This window comes from Gleimia hominis, assembly GCF_002871945.2.
GTDB lineage: Bacteria > Actinomycetota > Actinomycetes > Actinomycetales > Actinomycetaceae > Gleimia > Gleimia hominis_A.
On sequence record NZ_CP126963.1, the window covers coordinates 1,310,351 to 1,332,345 of the forward strand.

At 56.1% G+C, this 21,995-nt stretch carries 18 protein-coding genes; 5 read left to right on the top strand and 13 right to left on the bottom strand.

The annotated features are described in order from the left end of the window. Nucleotides 1-3 precede the first annotated feature (3 nt). The gene (locus tag CJ187_RS05765) at nt 4-1,005 is read left to right on the top strand and encodes a LacI family DNA-binding transcriptional regulator (protein ID WP_102216684.1); all 1,002 of its coding nucleotides are present in this window, start codon (nt 4-6) and stop codon (nt 1,003-1,005) included. A 17-nt stretch (nt 1,006-1,022) separates the two neighbouring features. Here the strand turns inward: CJ187_RS05765 and CJ187_RS05770 are convergent, their stop codons facing one another. The 12 genes from CJ187_RS05770 to CJ187_RS05825 all read right to left on the bottom strand — a co-directional run bounded on the left by CJ187_RS05770 (nt 1,023) and on the right by CJ187_RS05825 (nt 15,819). Next, nucleotides 1,023-2,561 carry an FGGY-family carbohydrate kinase gene (locus CJ187_RS05770; protein ID WP_102216685.1) on the bottom strand — a complete coding sequence of 513 codons (1,539 nt, stop codon included), beginning with the start codon at nt 2,559-2,561 and terminating at the stop codon, nt 1,023-1,025. Nucleotides 2,562-2,592: 31 nt separating this feature from the next. Continuing rightward, the gene (locus tag CJ187_RS05775) at nt 2,593-3,465 is read right to left on the bottom strand and encodes a sugar-binding transcriptional regulator (protein WP_102216686.1); all 873 of its coding nucleotides are present in this window, start codon (nt 3,463-3,465) and stop codon (nt 2,593-2,595) included. A gap of 96 nt (nt 3,466-3,561) precedes the next feature. Next, entirely contained in the window at nt 3,562-4,611 is a 1,050-nt protein-coding gene (locus CJ187_RS05780; protein WP_102216687.1) for a galactitol-1-phosphate 5-dehydrogenase, read from the bottom strand. 157 nt (nt 4,612-4,768) lie between these two features. After that, on the bottom strand, nt 4,769-6,283 hold the full coding sequence (locus tag CJ187_RS05785) for a xylulokinase (RefSeq protein ID WP_233187366.1): 1,515 nt from the start codon (nt 6,281-6,283) through the stop codon (nt 4,769-4,771). Nucleotides 6,284-6,504: 221 nt separating this feature from the next. Next, nucleotides 6,505-7,290 carry an SDR family oxidoreductase gene (locus CJ187_RS05790; RefSeq protein ID WP_102217048.1) on the bottom strand — a complete coding sequence of 262 codons (786 nt, stop codon included), beginning with the start codon at nt 7,288-7,290 and terminating at the stop codon, nt 6,505-6,507. A 309-nt stretch (nt 7,291-7,599) separates the two neighbouring features. After that, complete coding sequence (gene lysS, locus CJ187_RS05795; protein WP_102216689.1) at nt 7,600-9,129, bottom strand: lysine--tRNA ligase; 1,530 nt, start codon at nt 9,127-9,129, stop codon at nt 7,600-7,602. Between the two features lie 49 nt (nt 9,130-9,178). Beyond that, nucleotides 9,179-9,619, bottom strand: coding sequence for an aspartate 1-decarboxylase (gene panD / locus CJ187_RS05800; RefSeq protein WP_102216690.1), 441 nt, complete (start codon nt 9,617-9,619; stop codon nt 9,179-9,181). Then, nucleotides 9,620-10,462, bottom strand: coding sequence for a pantoate--beta-alanine ligase (gene panC / locus CJ187_RS05805; RefSeq protein ID WP_102217049.1), 843 nt, complete (start codon nt 10,460-10,462; stop codon nt 9,620-9,622). Nucleotides 10,463-10,685: 223 nt separating this feature from the next. Then, nucleotides 10,686-12,425, bottom strand: a complete 1,740-nt coding sequence (locus CJ187_RS05810) for a glycerol-3-phosphate dehydrogenase/oxidase (protein ID WP_102216691.1) — start codon at nt 12,423-12,425, stop codon at nt 10,686-10,688. A 321-nt stretch (nt 12,426-12,746) separates the two neighbouring features. Then, on the bottom strand, nt 12,747-13,625 hold the full coding sequence (locus tag CJ187_RS05815; RefSeq protein WP_102216692.1) for a Rossmann-like and DUF2520 domain-containing protein: 879 nt from the start codon (nt 13,623-13,625) through the stop codon (nt 12,747-12,749). Further along, a complete protein-coding gene (locus tag CJ187_RS05820) occupies nt 13,615-15,327 on the bottom strand; it encodes a PH domain-containing protein (protein ID WP_102216693.1) in 1,713 nt (570 codons plus the stop codon). Before CJ187_RS05820 ends, CJ187_RS05815 begins: the two co-directional genes overlap by 11 nt. Next, a complete protein-coding gene (locus tag CJ187_RS05825; RefSeq protein WP_102216694.1) occupies nt 15,328-15,819 on the bottom strand; it encodes a PH domain-containing protein in 492 nt (163 codons plus the stop codon). It abuts the gene before it with no gap. A 206-nt stretch (nt 15,820-16,025) separates the two neighbouring features. On the opposite strand from CJ187_RS05825, the gene CJ187_RS05830 reads away from it, so the two are divergent. The 4 genes from CJ187_RS05830 (at nt 16,026) to CJ187_RS05845 (ending at nt 19,969) form a co-directional block, all read left to right on the top strand. Then, complete coding sequence (locus CJ187_RS05830; protein ID WP_102216695.1) at nt 16,026-16,757, top strand: response regulator transcription factor; 732 nt, start codon at nt 16,026-16,028, stop codon at nt 16,755-16,757. A gap of 5 nt (nt 16,758-16,762) precedes the next feature. Continuing rightward, nucleotides 16,763-18,265, top strand: coding sequence for a sensor histidine kinase (locus CJ187_RS05835; RefSeq protein ID WP_102216696.1), 1,503 nt, complete (start codon nt 16,763-16,765; stop codon nt 18,263-18,265). Between the two features lie 109 nt (nt 18,266-18,374). Next, nucleotides 18,375-19,544 (top strand): HD domain-containing protein, encoded by a 1,170-nt coding sequence (locus CJ187_RS05840; RefSeq protein ID WP_146003098.1) that lies wholly within the window; start codon nt 18,375-18,377, stop codon nt 19,542-19,544. A gap of 134 nt (nt 19,545-19,678) precedes the next feature. Next, the gene (locus CJ187_RS05845; protein ID WP_102216698.1) at nt 19,679-19,969 is read left to right on the top strand and encodes a WXG100 family type VII secretion target; all 291 of its coding nucleotides are present in this window, start codon (nt 19,679-19,681) and stop codon (nt 19,967-19,969) included. 216 nt (nt 19,970-20,185) lie between these two features. Here the strand turns inward: CJ187_RS05845 and groL are convergent, their stop codons facing one another. Next, nucleotides 20,186-21,808 carry a chaperonin GroEL gene (gene groL, locus CJ187_RS05850; RefSeq protein ID WP_102216699.1) on the bottom strand — a complete coding sequence of 541 codons (1,623 nt, stop codon included), beginning with the start codon at nt 21,806-21,808 and terminating at the stop codon, nt 20,186-20,188. Between the last annotated feature and the right edge of the window lie 187 nt (nt 21,809-21,995).

Below are 21,995 nucleotides of genomic sequence, written 5' to 3' on the forward strand. Positions count from 1 at the left end.
CTCTTGGCACCTTCTCTAACCGCCGTGGCAAAAGCCGCGGGGCTTTCAAAGTCGACGGTATCGCGCTATGTTCGAGGACAATTGCGCGTGACACCCGAAACAGAAACGAAGATACAGAAAGCGATGGCGTCTGTTGGATGGAACGGTACTTCCAATAAAGGCGTACCAATAAGCCATATATCCGTTCTGGTTCCAGAGCTCAAGAATCCGTTCTACGCAATGTTGATAGACGCAATTGCAATCGAAGGACGAAAACGAAATATTAACGTTTCTGTCGGGATTTCTGGTGGATTATCTACCACTGAGCTCGAAATGATCGACTCGTTAAGCAAGAATCCGCAAATAGATGCATTTATGATCATTGGTGCGAATAGGCTTGAAGGACTTTACAATTTTCGCTCAATTACGAAACCATGGGTAATGGTAGATGAGGAAATTGTGTGCCCCAACAAGAACAAGGGCTCTCTTGTTACATGTGATAACCAGAACGGGGCTTATCAAGGAGTGAATCACCTAGTTACCCAAGGACACCGGGAAATTGCTTTTATTGGGGGCAAGAGTGAACTTCCAACAGCGAAGGCTCGCGAGATGGGATTTAGGCAAGCGATGGATTTTCACAATATTGCAGTTAATGAGTCGTTAGTTTTTCGCGGTCCGTTTAACGAGACTTTCGGGGCTGCCGTTCTCCCCGAGTTGACACGGCGAGTTCCACGCCCAACCGCAGCCTTTGTTGCATCCGATATTGTTGCGATAGGAATACTAAGCAATGCAGAGCAATTCAGCCTCGCAATTCCAGATGATCTTTCCATCGTTAGCTGCGACGACATAGATTTGTGCAGTTGGCTTAGGCCACGCCTGACATCTATTCACCAACCGACGGAAAGCATGGCAAAAGCCGCATTTGATGCACTCGAGCCTACGGAGGTGTCTACCCATTCACGCACGCTTTTGCCCATGCATTTAACGGTTCGTTCCTCCGTAACGCCCATCAACAGCAAAGTTTAATTTCGCAGACGAAACTTTCAGGCAGATACCTTTCGAGCTATACTTTCACTCACTGGGGCGAGAGCTTTGTAAATCTCCATGTAACGTTCGTGAAAGAACTTATACTCTTCATGCGCCTCCATGCTGGGTTCAATTGTCCTGTCGATACTCACCATGGAGCTCGCGGCTTCTCTGATATCTCCGTACAAAGATGCTCCAACCGCAGCTAGTATTGCACTCCCTAGTAAAGGTCCTTCCGGATTAGAAGGTATAGACATTGGAACGCCAGTTACATCCGCATGCATTTGCATCCAGAACTCGGACTTTGTAGGTCCACCCGAGACCATAACTTTAACCGGGTCAAGTCCTTTTTCACGCATCCGGTCGAAAATTGTTTTGGTACCGTAACAAACACCTTCAAGAACTGCTCGGTATATGTGCCCTTCACCGTGTCCAAGAGTTAATCCTGTAATTGCACCTCTCGAATATGGATTAGAAAAAGGCGACCTATTACCTTGAAAATGGTCTAGTACGACTAGGCCATCTGATCCAATCGGTATTTTCCTTGCCACTTCATCCAAGATACGGTATATATTTGTTTCTTGATTCTGTGCTTTCTTGTGCGCGGAGAGAGTGAAGTTTCTAGTAAACCACTGGTTTATTGATCCGCTCGAAATCTGTCCTGCTTCCACCGTGTATTGACCTGGAATTATAGCGTCATAGTATGATCCCCAGAGCCCTTTAGAATAGATAGCGCTATCTGACTGTCCTAGCATTACATGTGACGAGCCAGTTATCAACGCTAATGACCCAGGTTCAACCACACCTACCCCCACGGCGCCAACATGCGCGTCAATTCCACCCATCGCGACAGGTATACCAGCGGGTAGTCCAAGTTGTTTGGCGGCAATTGAACTTAGCCCACCTATCACCTCACCCATTTTCATAACTGTAGATGGAAGCTTACCTAACGCGTCTACGATGCCGCCCGCCGCATAAAGATTTGTTGGCCACCCGGACCAGTTTGAGTCATAAAAGAACTTACATGTAGCCGAGCAGATTGACATTCTCCACAAGCCAGTCAGCTTGTAGTTCATCCAATCAACACAATCTACAAAAACCTCCGCATCATTGTAGGTTTGTGGCTCGTTCTGCTTAAGCCACATCAACTTAGGTACGCCCCACTCTGCAGATACTATTTGCTGCCCAGAATACTTTAGTGCGGGATCGCCTGTGTTCGTTATCATTTCCGATTGTTTAGCTGACCGCACGTCCATCCATAGTAGCGCCGGGCGAAGCGGCTTACCTTTATTATCACAAGCAACTAACGTCGCCGAAGTTGCGTCTACTGCAATACCAACGATGCGCTCACGATCTATGTCGCATAGTACCTTCTCTAATGAGAGCTTGAGCCCACGCCACCAATCCTCAGGGTTTTGCTCCGCATGAGCCGGCCGCGGCGTGTAAGTCCTCACCTCAGTAGCTGCGCTACTCACCAATTCACCATCAGGTGTAATTACCGCTACACGTACACCACCGGTGCCTACATCTATGCCTAATAAAAGCGAGTCATTCATATTTAACCTCATCGTTAATCATGTCTATAATCTAGGTTGGTTTCCGTAGCTTAGTTTCAGCTAGGATCTGTTTCGCTACATTCTCGGATGTCACTAAATGAGTAACATATCCGCCCCTCAATGCTGCTAGTGCGATTAGGGCTTTCCCAGATGCCGTAGCCACAGCCACGCGCATTGGTACTGAGAGCAGCTCTCGAAGTTTAAGACCTATTGTGCGTTTTTCAAGAGCATCATCCACCACTTCTCCAGCGCCGTTCACAAAATGACCTAGTAGATCACCAACTGCTCCTCGGCCTCGAAGTCTACTAACATATTGATGATCCAAACATCCGGACTCTACTAAGACCGAATTGTTTCGCAATGCTCCCAACGAGAAGATTGCCACGTCAACATCGCGTGCTTTCTCTAGTGTTTGCGAAATAGTCTTGTCACTAGACAATGCCTCTGCGAGCTGTTCCGAACTTACAATTGCAGGTGCTGGAAGTGTGATAGCAGTTGCCTGAGCCTTCATAGCAAAGCTCATCAGGACATCGTTCTGAGATACCTTGGTATTTATGAAGGCAACACCACCATTTAGTTGAACGATCCGTGAATTAGTAGCCCAGCCGTGATGCAACTCGTCTGCAACTATACTCAGAGTGCGCCCCCAGGAAACTCCGATATCAACTCGGGATAAACCACTCCTTTCTAGTAAGCCAGCAACATGCTTACACACACATATCTCGGTCGCTTTGGCCTCGCCTAGATCTGCTACCACTATGGATTCTTCAAGCCCAAATTCTTCTTCGAGCCTCTTTTCTAAAACGGAATTGCGCGTGAACGGATCTTGGATTGTAAAAATGACGAATCCAAGTTCCAATCCTTCAGCTAATAGCCTCCTGACTTTCCATCTAGACACTTCCATAGCATCCGCTATGTGGGACTGAGTCTGGTTCCTTACAAATGTCCGTTCACATACCTCTATTATTTCTGCGTGTCGCCGCGCGCTAAGAGATTTCACTTATCTAGTAGTTTTAGATGGTTCGATCAGCACTTTTGCCGAGTGAATCTCTCGCGAGCTCATCTTTCGAATAGTTTCAGCAACTCCATCAAGCCCGAGCTCATGCGTCACCATGAACTCCCACTTAAGGTCACCAGAAATCATTTTCTCAACCGTTGTGGCCCACGCTTTTCCTGGAAATGGCGCAGCAAATGAGTTCCACGACCCTATGACAGATCCCTCAAAACGCATTAGATGTGCCCAAGATTCATCTTCAATAACAATATCGGTATTGGGAATACCGACAAGAACAACCTCACCTTTCCTGGCCAATACTGAAATTGCTTCACTAGGAACATTTTTCGCACCCGACGTTTCAACAACCACATCAAAGCGCTCTTCAACTGCCTCCGTAACAGAACCTATCGCGGTTACTACATCCGTAGCTCCTGCAGATTTAGCTAACTTTGCTTTCTCGTCCGTCACTTCAAAAGCGGTAATAGTACTGGCGCCCATTAACTTGGCCCATTGAATCGCGAACAATCCTATTGGCCCCCCGCCGCCAAAGACCGCGACTTTAGTACCTACTGTTAAATTGGTTTTCATAATGGCGTGCAGGGCAATTGCTGCAGGGTCAACCATTGCAGCGGCACGAACATCGAGCTTCTTGGGGACTCTCAAAAGCGCAGTTGCTGGACCCGCTACATACTCTGCATAGGCACCGTTTCGTCGGGAGCCATAGTAGTCATAATTCTCGCACAAAGAATACTCACCCTTAGCGCACGGCGTACATTCAAAGCAAGGAATCATGGGAGGCACGGTAACGTGGTCACCTGGTCGCACGGAGTTAACATCTTCCCCCACTTTTTCAACAATTGCTGAAAACTCGTGTCCGCAAATCAGAGGAAGCTTATGTGGACCTTTCTTGTACATTCGATCAAGATCAGAACCACAAACACCGCAAGCTGCGACTCTTAATAACGCATCATTGGGGCCTATATCTGGTATCGGCTGTTCTTCAAGTCGGATATCTCCTACTCCATGCATAACGACGGCTAGCATGCTTGACATATTCGAATCCTCCCGGTTCTTTTTCACTTCATCGTGTGTAAACCACACTACAGAAAAGAAAGAAATGAAAAAGATCCGTGGATTAGATTGACCAAATGTAGCAAACTAGGCAGCATTCGTGTCTGTAATCAAGTCTATGATGCACCTGATTTAACACTCATAACTCCCCCAGTTCCACGGCTACGTCTTGGATGTCGTGGAATATGCCTTGCAGGGCTGGGAAGATCTTGCGGTGCACTCCCATCCATTTGCGGTACCGGTCGTGGGTTTTCGCATCCGGTGTTGTCCGCTCCCCTAAGTGCGCCATCGCTGAAGCCGCATGTGCCGCATCGTCGTAATAGCCAATCCCCACGAACGCGAGCGCCGCCGCCCCCTGCGCAGATGCCTCCTCAACTTCTGAACGCACAATCTCAACACCAGTAACATCACAAATAATCTGACGCCACAACGCAGACCGAGAGCCACCACCCACGGCGCGCAGCTCACGCACCGACGTCGCCCCACCACGGGCTAGCCCCTCAAGATTTAACGCCAACTCAAACGCCATGCCCTCTAACAAAGAACGGTACGCATGCGCCCGCGTGTGCCCAGACCCATAACCAACAACCGCGCCCCGCGCAAACGGATCCCAATATGGTGCCTGCACCGCATTCCAATACGGCAGTGACAACAAGCCTTCACACCCCGCTGGTACCTGGGCGGCAGCGGCCTCCAACTTGGGGTCAGGTGCGCCCTCCAACGCAGGATCGTTGAACTCCCGGCGGAACCAGTTGCCAAGCACCGAACCGGAGTTCTGCACCGACTCCAACACGAACCAACCCGGTATCCCCGCCACTAACGCGCGATATTGCTTAGAGAACCGGTACTCATCCGCATGCACACCCGCCACAATCGACGTCCCAATATTCACATACGCCACGCCCGGCTCCGTCGCCGCAGTCCCCAAACCAGCCGCCTGCCCATCACCCAGACCCGCGACCATCACCACGTTCTCAAGGCCCCACTGGGCAGCAAGTTCGGGTAACAGTGGCCCCACAACCTCACCGGGCTTCGCCAACTGAGGCATCTGCTCGGCCCGCACACCAGCCATATCCAACAGGGTTGGCGACCACGTCTGCGCCGCAATATCAAACAAATTCAACGTATCCGCACTACCCGTCGACGACACCCACCGGCCCGTCAACCCATGCGCCACATACGCATGCACATCCACCACCAGGTGTGCACGTTCAAACACCTGCGGTTCATGCTCCTTCAACCACGCCATCTTATACAACGCCGACGTCGTATCCGCCGGCTTCCCCGACAGCTCATGCACCGCATCCGAACCCAACCGGTTGATCTGCTCACCAGCACGCGAATCCAACCACAAAATCGCCGGACGAATCGCCTCCCCACGCTCATCCAACGCCACAAACGTCTCTCGCTGATGCGTAATCCCCATCGCCTTCACCCGCGCCCGATCCTGCGCCGACAACTGCGCCACCGCCTGCGCAACCGCCTCCTGCGTAGAAGACCACCACTGACGCGGATCATGCTCATACTGATGCATATGAGGCGTGAAAAACTCAATGCGCGACCGCCCCGTAGCCAACACGTGGCCACCCGCATCAATCACCACAGCCTTCGTGGCAGACGTAGACGAATCAATCCCAATAACTAACGGCTCCAACGCAATATCCTTCCACGCACACAGCGAACTAGCCTTACAAAAACTGCTATACCTCTATCGTATCGAACAGTCGGCTACCCTCGCCCCGCAGGCGCGCAGGCCCCACAAGCATGCAAACCACGCACGCTTTTACAGACCACAGGCTAGGCCACCGTCGACTCCACCAGACACGTCAGGTGCACCGCCTGCCGATTGCACACAGAACCGTTTAAACCAACTCCCTACAGCACAGGTGTGCTTCCACCATCCACTCGCAACCCAGTGCCCGTTATGTAGCCAGCTGCTTTCGAGGCATAGAACACCACGGCCGCAGCCAGTTCCTCCGGATCCCCCAAACGCTTCACTGGAATACTGTTTTCAAAACGTTCCCGCACTTCCTGAGGGGAAACACCCTCGCGCTGCGCCGCGTCTGCATCCAACTGATCTATCCGCGGCGTCAAAATCCGCCCCGGATGCACCACGTTCACAGTCACGCCACTAGCGCCAACCTCAAGCGACAAAGCTTTCAAATACCCCGCCAGCGCCATCCGCCCCATCGAAGACAACACCAACTGCTCAGAAGGGGTTTGCACCGCCACTGAACCAACCGCAATAATCCGCCCCCAACCCTGCTTCTGCATATGCGGTAAACAGCGATTAATCAGCGCTATATGCGGCTTCACCAGGCGATTCATTGCCTCGTCCACATCCACAGGCCGCACCGTCGTAGGTTTCCCCGGCCGCGGCCCCGGGCCATTCAGCACCAGCACATCAATCGGCCCGAACGCGGCCTCACACGTAGCTGCCGCATGCTCCACAGACGCTAAATCCTCAACGTCCATAACCGCGCCATCAGCCACCCCACCGGCCTTCAACACCTGCTCCACCACGGTTTGCACGCGCCCTTCAGTACGCCCCGTTACGAACACGCGCGCACCCTCAGCCGCTAACTTCAACGCGCTCGCACGCCCCAAACCCGACGTAGACGCCGCAACGAACGCCACTTTCCCGCTCAAACCCAAATCCACTAAAACCACTCCTTTAGTTACGCATCACATTTCTACAAGACTAACGCGTAACCGCCGTCACAGCACGGGGGGAACCTCAAGTAGATAAAGGTCTGCGTAGGGCAAAGCAGGGAACAAGACCACTTGAATTCAAGTGGAAAGGAACAGCGGTGGCGTGCTCACACAAGTGGAAAGGCCAGGCGGGCAACCCGGCAGCGAAAGAGGCCGCTCGCACAAACGCGAAGCGGCCTCATCAGCAGCCGGCACCGGTCAGCCTTAAAACAGCCATCCCAAAAACCGGCCGCAAAAAACCAAGCTACAGCAAACTGGTTACGACAGTTTCTTCACCAGTGGGAACGTGATGGTCTCGCGGATACCTTGGCCGGTGAACGCCATCAGCAGGCGGTCCAGGCCCATGCCCATCCCACCCGTGGGGGGCATGCCCTGCTCCATGGCTTCCAAGAAATCCTCATCCAAACTCATGGCTTCCTCATCACCCTGCGCGGCCGCGAGCGACTGCTCCACCAACCGCTCCCTCTGCACCACCGGGTCCACCAGTTCCGAATACGCGGTTGCCAACTCGAACCCACGAATATACAGATCCCACTTCTCCACCACACCGGGCTTTGAACGATGCTGCCGCACCAGCGGCGAAGAATCCACCGGGTAATCACGCACAAACGTGGGCTCATACAAGTCATCACCCAACGCGGCCTCAAAAATCTCCTCCGCGATCTTCCCGTTCACATAGTGATCCGGAATATCAAGTCCGAACTCACCGGCAATCTGCAGCAGTTCCTCGCGCGGCGTATCCACCGAGAACTCCCGACCCAAAGCCTGCGCAGTTGCCTCAAACATAGAAATTTCACGCCAAGAACCCGACAGGTCATACACGGAACCGTCCGGCAACGTCACCTGCTCCGAACCCATCGCATCCCGAGCTGCCTTCTGAATAAACTCCCGCGTGCGCCGCGCCATCGAATCGTACGTACCGTACGCCTCGTAGGCCTCCAGCATCGTGAACTCCGGGGAATGCGAAGAATCCGCTCCCTCGTTACGGAAGTTACGGTTAATCTCAAAAACCTTGTCAACCCCGCCCACAACAGCGCGTTTCAAAAACAACTCCGGGGCAATACGCAAAAACAAATCCGTGTCATACGCATTCATGTGCGTCGTGAACGGCCGGGCTGCCGCACCCCCATGAATCGTCTGCAACATCGGGGTTTCAATCTCAATGAACCCCGCGTCGTGGAAATACTCCCGCAGCGAATACACCACGTTCGCACGCACCCGCACCATATCCCGCGCTGCAGGGCGCACAATCATATCTAAGTAACGCCGGCGTACCCGCTGATCCTCCGACAGGGTCATCGCCGTACCATCTTCAGTTACAAACGCCTTCGGAAGTGGCCGCAGTGCCTTCGACGCAATCCGCCATGCAGCGTCGTCTTCCGTGGCCTCCGCGAACACCGACAGTTCCCCGCGTTTAGAACGGATCGGACGGCCCCGCACAAACAGGTGATCACCCAAATCCACCAGCGATTTGAAAGACTTCAAAGAATCCGCGCCCACAGCCTTCGCCGAAAGCATTGCCTGCAACTGGTTCCCCGCCCCATCCTGGAGCACCACGAACTGCAACTTACCGGAACCACGCACCGCCATCACGCGGCCAACCAAACCCACAACGTCCTGGGATTCCTCTTCTTCCCCCAAAGACTCGTAAGTCTCACGCACCTGCGCGATCGTGGTTGTCACCGGGAGTTCAACCGGATACGGATCCACGCCCGCATCTAACATTTCCTGCCTTTTGTTTGCCCGCACCCGCACCTGTTCAGGCGCGTTTTCTAGAAAGTCTTTCATTTTACTCACGCTCTAATGTTACCTAATGCAATACTCGTGTCCGCCTGCTCTACCGCAATGGACTTTGCAGCGGACCTTCGCCTCCGGTGGCGTTTTCTAACCCGGCGGGGACCGAGGCTGGGTCGTCCCCCACATGTATCTGCCGGTTTTGTTCGTCTACAAGTACGACGCGGCCACGCCACCCTTCCAGCTGAGATTGTGGGACTTGCGCATACGCAATTATTATAACGACTTCCCCTTTATTTATGAGGTGAGCTGCCGCCCCATTCACCTGGATTCCACCGCTGCCGGGCTGGCCCGCAATCGCGTACGTAGACAAGCGCGCTCCCGAGGTGACGGACACAACGTCCACCTTCTCGCCCTCAACGATGCCGGCGGCCTCCAGCAGGTCCGAGTCAATAGTTATTGAGCCCACGTAGTGCAGGTCCGCGCTCGTTACTGTGGCCCGGTGGATTTTGCCACTCATCAGAGTCCGATAAACCTCTGCCATTCATTTCACCTCAAGAATCAAATTGTCAATCAGCCGCGTAGTCCCCACTTTCGCTGCCACCGCTAGCACCCCCGTGCCATGCGTGATGGGTTGGAACGTGGTGGGGTCAACGAGCGCCACGTAATCCACGTCAATGCCCGGCTGGTTCAACGCCTCCATGGTTTTGCGTGTGATCTCGTCCGCGTCCGCACCGGTTTGCGCTGCCTGCGCTCCCGTTTGCAGTGCTTTTGACAACCCGAGGGCCTGTGCGCGCTCGGATTCCGACAGGTACGCGTTGCGCGAAGAGAGCGCAAGGCCGTCGCTGCTGCGCACAATCGGAGCCCCAACAATCTCAATCCCCATGTCTAGGTCACGTACCATTTGCCGCACAATCGCCAGCTGCTGGGCGTCTTTTTGCCCAAACACAGCCACGTCGGGGCGCACCAGGTTAAACACTTTGTTAACCACCAGGCACACACCCGCAAAATGCGTGGGCCGCGTTTTCCCTTCCAGCACCCGAGCCGTGGGCCCCGGATCGATCCGCACCTGTGCTTCGCCATGCGGATACATTTCTTCTGCCGATGGGGCAAACACCAGGTCCGCCCCCACCTGCGCTAGGGCGTTCAAGTCTTTTTGGAGGTCCCGTGGGTAAGCCTCAAAATCCTCGCCGGGCGCAAACTGTGTGGGGTTCACAAAAATGCTCACCACCACGTGGTCGGCGCGCTGCGCCGCTGCCTTCACCAGTGACAAGTGCCCCTCATGCAGAGCCCCCATTGTCATAACTAATCCCCGCTGCCCAGACATGCTTGTCAACGCACGTTTGAGTTCCTCACGGGTTTTAACAACCTTCGGTTCGTTTACCACGACCCCTCCTTCGCGGTAAATCTTACCGCGCCCGCGTGCTAACAACGAAAACCATCAAACAGGTGGGGCACTTTCTTAGCAAGAGAGGATATAGCCGCGGAAAGGGCCGCAGTCTAATAAGCCCGCAGGCCCAGCCGCACTCCAACAAACGGAAGCACAGCTGGGCCGAAGAATCAGCGCGCTGCAACATACCCCGGGGCCTATGGCAACGCCTAGTTCGTATTTACGCGAGCGTGCGGCGCGGCACGATCTCTGGATTAGCAGTTACCACAGACGCTGCCTGCTCATCGGTAGGCAATGTTTCCGCCTTGGCCAGATCTGCGGTGCGCTGACGGTAAGAATCCAGCTCCCGCTTCGCCGTCTGCTCATCCCAACCCAACTCTTTACGCATCAAATCCGCTACCTCCGGCGCAGCAGCCACCCCACGGTCACGCTGCTCCAAGTCCAGACGCACCCTGCGGACCAGCACGTCCTCAAGATGCAACGCACCTTCAAAACGGACGGCGGCCACAACCTCAGCACGCAAGAACTGCGGTGCTTCCTTCAAAGGCTGAGCCAAATCCGGATTCTCCTCAAGCAAATCCAAAACCCGGTCAATCTCAGCACCATAACGATCCAGCAAAGACTCCACACGCGCGGCAGTCCACCCGTATTTACTTGCAATCGCAGGTGCACGCCGGGCCGTGGCAAAGAACCCTTCCGCACCCACCAAAGGCACGTTTTCGGTAATCGAAGGCCGGCGTTTCGCTTCTGCCTCTCCAAGCGCGAAATCAACCGCGTCCTGAGCCATCGGCCGGTACGTGGTGAGCTTACCGCCCGCAATCACCGTCAAATTCGGGGCCGCAGCCGTCACCGTGTGCTCGCGAGACACCTTAGTCGACTGCGTCTTATCCCCCTTCACCCCAGGCTGCAACAGTGGCCGCAACCCCGCGTAAACACCAATAATGTCCTCGCGCGTCAACGGGTCTGCAAGAATCTCATTCGCATGGTCCAACACGTAGTCCACATCTGCTTTAGTGGCCACCGGGCGCGAAATATCCTGCTCATACGGCGTATCCGTAGTGCCAATCACCCAGTAACGCTGCCACGGAATAATGAACAACACAGACTTTTCGGTGCGCAAGAAAATCCCGGTCTGCGCGTTAATGCGCTCGCGCGGCACCACAATGTGAATCCCCTTCGACGCCAGCACCTTCAAGCCACCGTCGGTGCCACCAAGCTTCTCTGTTTCTTCGGTCCACACCCCGGTTGCGTTAATCACGTGGCGGGCATTCACATGCATTTCCTTGCCCGACTCTAGATCCACGATTCGCGCGCCGTTCACAGCTCCACTAGCTGTCTTGGTGAGCCCAACCACCTGGGTGCGGGGAGCCGCGAGCGCCCCAAAGCCAGACGCGGTCCGAACCAAGTCAACCACCAAACGGGCGTCATCCACGCGCGCGTCGTAGAACCGGATCGCGCCAGTCAGCGCTGAAGGCTTAATGCCGGGGAACAGTTTCATTGCGCCGCTGCGCGAGTAGTGCTTTTGCACGGGCACGGAGCCGCGATGTGCCCACTGTGCCATCGCGTCGTACATGCCGACCCCTACTGCGGAGTACGCGCGTTCCACCACGGGGGTTTTCAGTGGCCACAAGAACGGTTGGGCTTTCACCAGGTGAGGTGCGGTTTTAGTAAGAAGCAGGCCACGTTCCTTCAGCGCTTCCGCAACCAGTGCGAAATCGAGGTTGTACAGGTATCGCAGTCCGCCGTGAACTAGTTTTGAGGACCACGCGGAGGTGCCGCTGGCCCAGTCCCCCGCTTCTACAACGGCTGTGCGTAGCCCGCGCGAAGCGGCGTCGAGCGCGATTCCCGCCCCGGTTACACCTCCACCGATCACGAGGATGTCCACGCCCTCTTCGTCCGTCATCTCTTTCAACGCCTGGGCACGGGAGTGAGCCGTGAGGAATGTGTTTTGCTCTCGCATTCTGAACCTCCTGTTGTTTTGCTACGGCTGTGCTTAGAACCAGCCGTGTGTTGACGGCTGTGTCAAGCGTTTGAGGCACTACCCGCAGGGTACTCATCCCGAGGCTATACCTCCAGTCACCAATTTAGGTTACAGCAACGTTACCAAATTCGAAAGTATTCTCAACTAGAACGCACAAACGTGCACGAGGTGGTTGCAAGCTCGAAATAATGAGTTCAACTGTTAGCAGCGCGGCGCACTGCGGGCTTACCGACGGGCGCGCGGCGGGACTACCACCCCGCCCAGTCTCGTGGTCGAACTACCACCGGGGGTTCGGCTGGCCTACCGGCGGTAGAGCAGTTCGGCGTGGATCGCTTCCGCAGTGGCGTCGTCGATTAACCCCACTTCGTTGGCTTGCTGCGCGGTCGCTTCAGCCATGTCCATGTAGGTGCGTGCCACGCTTTCCAACCCCGCGTTGCGCAGCGCGTCCATGTGCGTGCTGATGGTTCCCGTGTCACCGCGCACCACCGGCCCCGTCAGCCCAGCCGCCCCTTCCGACAGAGCGCGTTCTAACGCTGCGTTTAGCAGTGGTTGAATATACTCGGCGGGTTCATCTATTCCCGCTTTGCTAAGCGCTGTTACTGCTTGGGACACAATCGTCACCAGGTAGTTCGCCCCGTGCGCTAGCGCCGCGTGGTACACCGCCCGGTCTTCTTCTTCCACCACGTAGGGGGTCGCTCCCATTTCCATCACGAGGGCCTGGCCGATCGCGATTCCAACCGCGGGTGCGGTCACAGCAACGGGGCAGTTCACCAAGCGGTCCACATCCAGGGAGGTTCCCGTGAAAGTCATGGCCGGATGCAGAGCAATTGGAATCGCCCCGGCGGCAGACGCGCCCGATAGTGCCGCCACTCCGTGGGCGCCACACGGGTGCACCACAATCTGGTTGGCGCGCCAGACCTGAAGTTTCGCCAGGCCATCCACGACGGGTACGATCTGATCGTCGGGCACCGCCACAATCACCAGGTCACTAGCCTCCACCACTTGGTCTGCGTCCGCTATCTGCGCGTCGGGCAGCAGCGCCGCCACCCGGTCGTTGCTCTCTTCAGATCTTGATCGGGTTACTGCCACTACTGAATGCCCTGCCCGCTGCAGTGCCAACCCGAGTGTGGGGCCAACTCGGCCCGCCCCCACCACTCCAATGCGGAATCTAGCTGGCATGGCGCGCCTGCGTTTCTTGCCCGAGCTTCATCTGTTTCTCTACAACCTCGGGCCCGTCGGTAAATAGGTTCTCAGCGGGAATATCGCGCCCAGATTCAACGCGTTTACGCCACGCCTCAGGTTCCTCAACCCGCCGGGCCACGCGGGCCCGCGTAGCCACAGTTGCGGCAACGTTTGCAGCAACTCGTTCGTCAACATGCGCCAGGGATGTGTTGCCGGTTAGTGAAACCAGGTGGAAGTCCAGGCTCCGCAGCCGCCGCTTAGTGCGCCACGGCCCGGTGTACAACTTCACCGATTGGATCCGCGGGTAGGCAAACATAACGAGCTTGCGCGTGACCCGCCCCAGGCGCAGAGCCACCACCCGGTCGGTTAACGCAATCGCGTTGCGGTCGTATGCGATCCAGTCGAAGATCCGCGCGCGGGGCGGGCAGACTTCGTAGATTGCGCTTGGCCCGCGGTCTTCAATTCCCGAACGTACCAGTTCCATCGGGTCATCTATCCCCAGGTCCGGGTACACCATCCATACGGCACGCAGCATGTCAGACAGGGACCCCACGGGAAGGAGCACGTCACGATCTTCTGATCCTCCTTCGCTACTACCTTGGAATCCGGCTTGAACGATACTGACTTTGTACCAGCCGAAGATTCGCCACAAGAACGGTTGCTCAATTTCTAAACCGTGTATGCGTGCCGGAGCGATTGTTTGCGCACGGGTGGAGGTAAGACCCGCGCGAATGCGGATACCGTCGGCAGTTACGAATGCGCGGAAGTTGAAGTTTTGCGTGAAGCTTCGCAGTGGCACGCCAATCATAGCGATCCCGCCGAAGACGATCCCAACTAGCCCGGAAGCCGCCGAGTCAAACACCGCCCAAAATACGACTGCACTCGATAGCAACGCGATTCCAATAACCAGAACGAATATCATCCCGAAGTTCACAAACAACGATCCGAGCAGTCGCAGCCACGGCACCTCGATTATGGGGCTGCCATCTTCTTCCCACGAATCAATTCCGACCGCGTCTGCCTCATTTTCCGCTTGAGGGCCATTGGCTACCCTATTCTCCGCTTGAGGGCCAGCTGTCGCACTATTGGTCACGCCTGCTGGCGCGTCGACGCCCTCAGCACTTTGGGTGACGCCCTCAGCGCGCGTGGCGGACGCGTCTGTACTTTTAGTGCCTGCTCGGCGCAGTAAGATTTCGCGCCTAACCGCTTCCAGATCACGGGTTTTCAGCAGGCCAAAAGACAGGTTTGAATCCGCCCCACCTGCAACCTCAATGTCAATCTTGCCCAACCCAAACAGGCGCCCCACCAATGAGTGGGTAATATTCACGGTTTGAATCCGCGACAAGCGGGCGTGCCGCTGGTTGCGCGCCAAGATGCCGTTACGGTAATAAACCGCGTTTTCTGTAACCGCATACCCCATGTGACGCCAACTGAAATAGCAGTACACACCCACTATCAGCGCAATTAACAGCAGCGCGCCAAGCACCACCATGACAATCTTGAGTACGCTGGAGTGCTGCACGAAGCCGGAGTTAGCGATGTCCTCATAGAGGTCGTAGTTCCGATAGAGCAAGAACCCAAACAGAGCCGTGAACACCGCCCAAGACTGCGCCAGCGGAGTAATGGGGTGAAGCTTACGCCACGCGGCTTCGTCTACCCCCGAGCCGACTATTGATTCGCGTTTTTTGCGCTTCGCCATTTACAGCCCCGCCATCTCAGCTTCACCGCGAGCAGCAAGTTCGTTGCGCAACCGTGCGGCCTCGCCCGACGGTAGTCCTGGGATTGACGCGTCAGTACTGGCAGATGCGGTGTGTAGTTCCACTTCCGCGATCTTGAAGTATCGGGCGATCGGCCCCTCAGAAACATCTACGTACTGCAACCGGCCGTAGGGGATAATTGTTAGGTTCCGAAACATGATTCCTTTGCGGATCAGCAGGTCCGACGGGCCTTCCGCGTACCCGATTGCCCGCACCTGGCGCGGCACTAGCCAAAACAACCATACGAACAAGGCCGCGAGCGCCGCGACCGCGATCCAAATCCACCGGCTCAAAAGCACCGATAATGCCGCTGCCGGCAGAATAGTTACGACGGCACCAATCCCTAGTGACACCATCCGGACTTTCAAAAGATTAGGAGAAACTCGTTTGAACTCCACGTCGCTAGGATTGAAAACTTCCGTATCTGGTTGCATGCAGAATACCTTTCTGTACGGGCGCCACGAACGCTATCAACTCTGGGAAATAGTGTTTCATAGTGACTTACACCGCTCAAGTACACAGTTTAGGCTGTTACATGCCCTCAATGTCGCACTTACCCCCTCCATCCCACCCGCCCACTAATCCACAGAGTCCAGCTTCCATTCAGGGACTTTTCAGCGTGAGGGTGTTGAATTACCTCATGAGCACTACGATTGACCGCGCAAACTCACAGTCTCAAACATCTGAAGCCAAGCTACTGGTTGTCGACGATGAACCAAATATCCGCGACCTGCTGGCGTCCTCACTGCGGTTTGCAGGTTTCGACGTGTCCACCGCAGCGAACGGTGCCTCCGCCTTCCACCTCGCCACTACAGAAAACCCAGACCTCATTGTCCTAGACGTCATGCTGCCCGACATGGATGGCTTCACCGTTACCCGCCGGCTGCGCGACGCGGGCGTGCGCGTTCCCGTACTGTTCTTAACGGCGCGCGACGACATGCAGGACAAAATCCAAGGCCTCACCGTTGGTGGGGATGACTACGTGACGAAACCCTTTGGGCTAGAAGAAGTGGTGGCGCGCATCCGCGCAATCTTACGACGCACCAAAGACACCGAGGAAGATGACGGCATCCTGCGGGTTGGCGACTTGGAAATGGACGAGGACGCACACGAAGTGCGCCGCGCCGGCACCGAAATCGAACTATCCCCCACCGAGTTCAAACTACTGCGCTACCTCATCCTCAACGAAGGGCGCGTAGTGTCTAAAATGCAGATCCTCGACCACGTGTGGGAATACGACTGGGATGGGGAAGCAGCCATCGTGGAATCATACATCTCCTACTTGCGGCGTAAACTCGCGGTACCCGGCGCCTCAGGGGAACTAATCCACACGCGCCGCGGATTCGGCTACATGCTGAGGGCCGAGAACTGACCCGGATGAGTCGACTACCAGGCATCTTCAAAACAGGGTTTTGGCGTTCAATAACGCTTCGAACCCGCCTGGTTGTACTGTTCACCCTGATCCTTTCAGTTGGATTCACCCTCGCAGCCACCGCCCTGCTAGGGATCTTGCAAGCACACCTCGTGGGCCAAGTAGACCGGGAACTAGAAGAATCCGCGCGCCGCACGGCCGTATCCACCGCCGAGGCACTTTTGAACTCGCGCGAACCCAATATTCCCTCAAACTACTACTTCCACTTCAAAACGGTGGACGGCAGCGAGAACTCCCTAATTACTCCCGAAAGTGCAGACAGGTTCGGCGTGCCAGTAACTGGGGAACTACTACCCATGGGCGTGTACCCCCAAGGGGCGATGACGCGGCCGGTGAAGGTACCGTCCACTAAAGACGGTTCCTCCTGGCGGGCAGTTGCGGTGCCGATCAGTGTGAACAACCAGCCCTACGGCGTGGTGACGATCGCGCTGCCGCTGACGGACACCGACGAAACCCTGGTGAACACCGCGCAGTACTTTCTGCTGCTCGGAATCCTCATCACCGTCGTTGGAGCCACTACCTCCTACTACATGGTGCGGCTTGCGCTGCGGCCCCTCAAGCGAATAGAAACGGTGGCGAAACAAATTTCGGTAGGAAATATTTCGCAACGCATCGACCCCGAACCGGAAACGTCGGAAATAGGGTCGCTTACAACCAGCCTGAACCGTATGCTGGCGCGCATCGAACAATCATTTATGGAACGCGACGCCACGCAGGCGAAAGTGCGTCGATTCGTGTCGGACGCATCCCACGAACTACGCACCCCGCTGGCAGCGATCCGGGGGTATGCGGAACTGTACCGCATGGGCGGCGTACCGGAATCGGGTACTAAAGACGTGATGAACCGGATCGAATCGGAAGCCACCCGCATGGGCACGCTCGTGGAAGACCTGCTGACACTCGCGCGGCTAGACGAGAAACGGGAACTGAACGTGGAACGCGTGGACCTCATGGAACTGATTCGAAACGCGTCCTTTGACCTGCGGGCATTGGACTCCTCACGGGTGGTGCAGGTGCTGTCACTAAACGACGGTGAGGATGCACCCGAGCATTTCTACGCGATGGCCGACCGCGACCAGATGACGCAAGTGTTCACCAACATCATCGGCAACATCGTGCGCTACACGCCAAACGGCACACCCGTGGAGTTCGCGGTAGGGAAAACAGAGGGCACACTGATTGTGGAAGTGCGCGACCACGGGCCCGGCATTTCCGCTTCCGACCAAGAGAAAGTGTTCGCCCGCTTCTACCGCACCGACGTGTCGCGCTCACGTGAATCCGGTGGGTCTGGCCTGGGGCTCGCGATCGTCGCCTCCATTATGGCGCTGCACTCGGGCAAAGCCAGTTTGATGCGCACAGAAGGTGGTGGACTCACCGTGAAACTGCGTTTACCTGGCCTGAAGATAGCTAACGAAGAAGATGCTAGCGAACCAACCACCACGCAATAATCCCACCACCGCAGGCACAGGCAACCTTGCGTGCTCATTTCGCGCGCCTAACGCTAAGTGCCCACTAGATTGTTATTAGTAAAAGGCTTACTATATTTCGGTGCTTGATTTGTCTGAATCAAAAGTGCAGCCCAAGCCGCCCGCATGGCTTCCAAAGTCGTTCCAAGACGCGGCGGTGGCAAGTGGCGCGAGTGCGGACCGTGCGCAGATAACAGCCGAAGCGGATCGTCTGTTAGATAAGTGGAATGCGCCGGGCCGGCATTTTCACAACGCCAAGTTGCTTGCGAAAATCCTGTCGGCCTTCGACACGATCAGTGAATGCGCGCACGATCCCGACTTGGCGCGGCTCGCGATCTGGTACGGGGGTGCGTTTTTAACCCGATCTGTTCACGACGATGAGGCGCGGGTCCAGGTGCGTAAATCCGTTTGCGTGCGCGAGGTCGTAGCTGGCCTCCGCGGCCTGGGGGTACCTGAGGTTGACCGGGTAGTTCAGCTGGTTTCATATATGTTTGCGCTGCGCGCCCCCCGCGAGGACACGGATGCGAACGCACTGATTGACGCGCAAATGTCGGTGCTGGCGGCAGTGCCTCAGGAATATAAGAAATACCGGGCAGGGGCGCGTGCGGAATGCCCGGCTTTTTCAGATTTTGCGTTTAAGGTGTCGCGCCGCCGGTTCGTGCTTAACCTGCTGAAACGCAAGACGATTTTCCGCTCCCCCAATGCGGGCGTGTGGGAGGATCCGGCGCGGCAGAATCTGGAGGCCGAGTTGGCGAATCTGGATGCGGCGATTGCGAAGGTGGATCCGGATTTTACTGATGAACCTGCGGGCGGCGTGGTTGATGATGAGGAACCCACTTCTGGTACGCTCGTGATTCGCCGCAGTGTTAAGAAACCGCCGCGGCAAAGCCCTGCAGACAGGAAAAGCAACGAAAACAATGAGTCTTCTGGTGGCGCTTTGACTAGCGACAGTACGCTTACCTCCGATCGGGCGTTTGAGAAGCCAGCGAATAACCGCGATGGCGGTGGGGAGTCTGGTGATACCTCAAAGAATAAACCTGAGGGCGCGAAAATGCGCGAGGCTGACGCGGGAGACCAGGGCGCATCGAGCCTCGAATCAGAACCGGACTTCTTGACGCCAGCTCCGAAACCGCAGGTGAAGCGGAAGACCGCTAAGGAACAAGCCCGGGAGTCAGGTAAGCAACAGGCCACTGAACCGACTGAAGGACAGGCACGCAGCGAGGCAGCTAAGGAGCAGGCTCGCGACTCAGAGGTGGACTAACAGGTTTTAGCTCCTGCTTTATCCACAGGGATTTTGAGTGCACAACCAGGCCAGTGGGGGTGGGTGTGGGCTTGGCGCTGCGCGCACACTGGGATTGTCAGTGTTTGACTAAAGCGCAGTAAGGAGCGTTTAACATGGCAGTTTTTCAAGTAGATTCCGAAGAAGTAGCACGCTGTTCCGCGTTGGTCCGCTCGTCCGTTGAGTCAGTGCGTTCCCAAGTGCATGCCCTGATGGGTAACTTGCAGGCGTTAGAGGCGTCTTGGCAGGGCGCGGCGTCTAACCAGTTCTCCTCTGTAGTGGCGAACTGGCGGGCAACCCAAGCGCAGGTTGAGGCCTCGTTGGATCAGATTGGTTCCCAGATGTCGGTTGCGGCCGCTACCTACTCGGACGCAGAGGCGCAGTCCTTGTCTTTGTTCGCTGGGTAGGGCGAGTTGTGTCGGACTTGCCGGATGCGTCAGGCCGATAGCGTTCGACAGGTAGCGTTTTATAGACGGTAACAAATAACAGGTAGAACTGTATACAAAAACAGTTGGGGTGCGGCTGTTATAACCGCACCCCAACTGTTCAGTTCTTCAGCAACCCCTCTCGGTCAGGCACCCAACTTCAGTTGCGCACCTAACTTACGGGTCGTCACTGTCGATTTAGTACATGCCACCCATTTCGTCAGCGCCCGCAGCAGGTGCCGGGGCCGGTGGTTCCGGCTTGTCCGCCACAATCGCTTCAGTGGTCAGGAACATGCCAGCAATCGACGCTGCGTTCTGCAGTGCCGAACGCGTCACCTTAACCGGATCCGCAATGTCAGCCTTCAGCATGTCCTCGTACTCACCGGTAGCAGCGTTCAGGCCCTGGCCGGTGGGGAGGTGCTTCACCTTGTCCACTACAACGCCGCCTTCAAGGCCCGCGTTGTGCGCGATCTGGCGCAGTGGTTCAGTTACCGCTACGCGCACGATGTTCACACCAGTGGCCTCGTCACCGTCGAGCTTCAGCTCTTCCAGCACGGATGCCGCGTGGATCAGAGCGACACCACCACCGGGGATGATGCCCTCTTCCGCAGCAGCCTTCGCGTTCCGAACCGCGTCTTCAATGCGGTGCTTGCGTTCCTTCAGCTCCACCTCGGTGGCAGCACCGGACTTGATTACCGCTACCCCACCAGCGAGCTTCGCCAGACGCTCCTGCAGTTTCTCTTTGTCGTACTCAGAGTCGGAGTTCTCGATCTCCTGGCGGATCTGGGATACGCGCCCGTCAATCGCTTCCTTGGTGCCATCGCCATCAACAATGGTGGTCTCGTCCTTGGTCACCACAATCTTGCGGGCTTTACCGAGCACGTCCAGGTCCGCGGTCTCTAGGGACAGGCCAACGGTTTCAGAGATAACCTGGCCGCCCGTGAGGATCGCCATGTCCTGCAGCATCGCCTTGCGGCGGTCACCGAACCCAGGGGCCTTAACCGCAACGGACTTGAACAGGCCGCGGATCTTGTTAACCACCAGGGTGGCGAGTGCTTCACCTTCAATGTCGTCCGCCACGATCAGCAGTGGCTTGGACGCCTGCATTACCTTCTCTAGCAGCGGCAGCAGATCTTTAACCGTGGAGATCTTGCCTTCTACCAGCAGCACGTAGGCATCTTCGAGCACGGCCTCTTGACGATCTGCGTCCGTTACGAAGTATGGGGACAGGAAGCCCTTGTCGAAACGCATACCTTCGGTGGTTTCGAGAACGGTTTCGAAGGAGTTCGTTTCTTCTACCGTGATAACGCCTTCGCGACCAACCGTGTCCATGGCTTCTGCGATTAGGCGCCCGATTTCGGCGTCGTTAGCGGAAATGGAGGCGGTAGCGGCGATCTGGTCGGTGGTCTCTACGTCCATGCCGTCTTTGTGAAGTTGCTCCACAACTTTTTCGACCGCCAGGTCGATACCACGCTTGAGCGCTACCGGGTTCGCACCTGCAGCTACGTTGCGTAGACCTTCGTTCACTAGGGCCTGAGCGAGAACGGTTGCGGTGGTGGTGCCGTCACCAGCTACGTCATCGGTTTTCTTAGCGACCTCTTTAACGAGTTCCGCACCGATCTTCTCGTACGGCTCTTCCAGGTCAATTTCTTTAGCTACGGAAACGCCGTCCTTGGTGATGGTGGGGGCGCCCCACTTCTTTTCGAGAACTACGTTACGCCCCTTGGGGCCGAGCGTTACCTTGACGGTGTCGGCGAGGGTGTTCAGCCCGCGCTCCATGGCGCGGCGTGCTTCCTCGTCGAAAGCAATCATTTTTGACATTAGTGATATTCCTCCGCTGTGCGGTTACGGCCCGTCAATGCCCGCGACGGACGACCACTATCTACACGCTCATGTCTCGCATAGCAGTGGCCTCACTGACCGGCCTTACGATTATCACTCGAACCTTGCGAGTGCTAAGTCCTAGTTTGGCACTCTCCGGCGGTGAGTGCAAGATGGAACAGCTAAA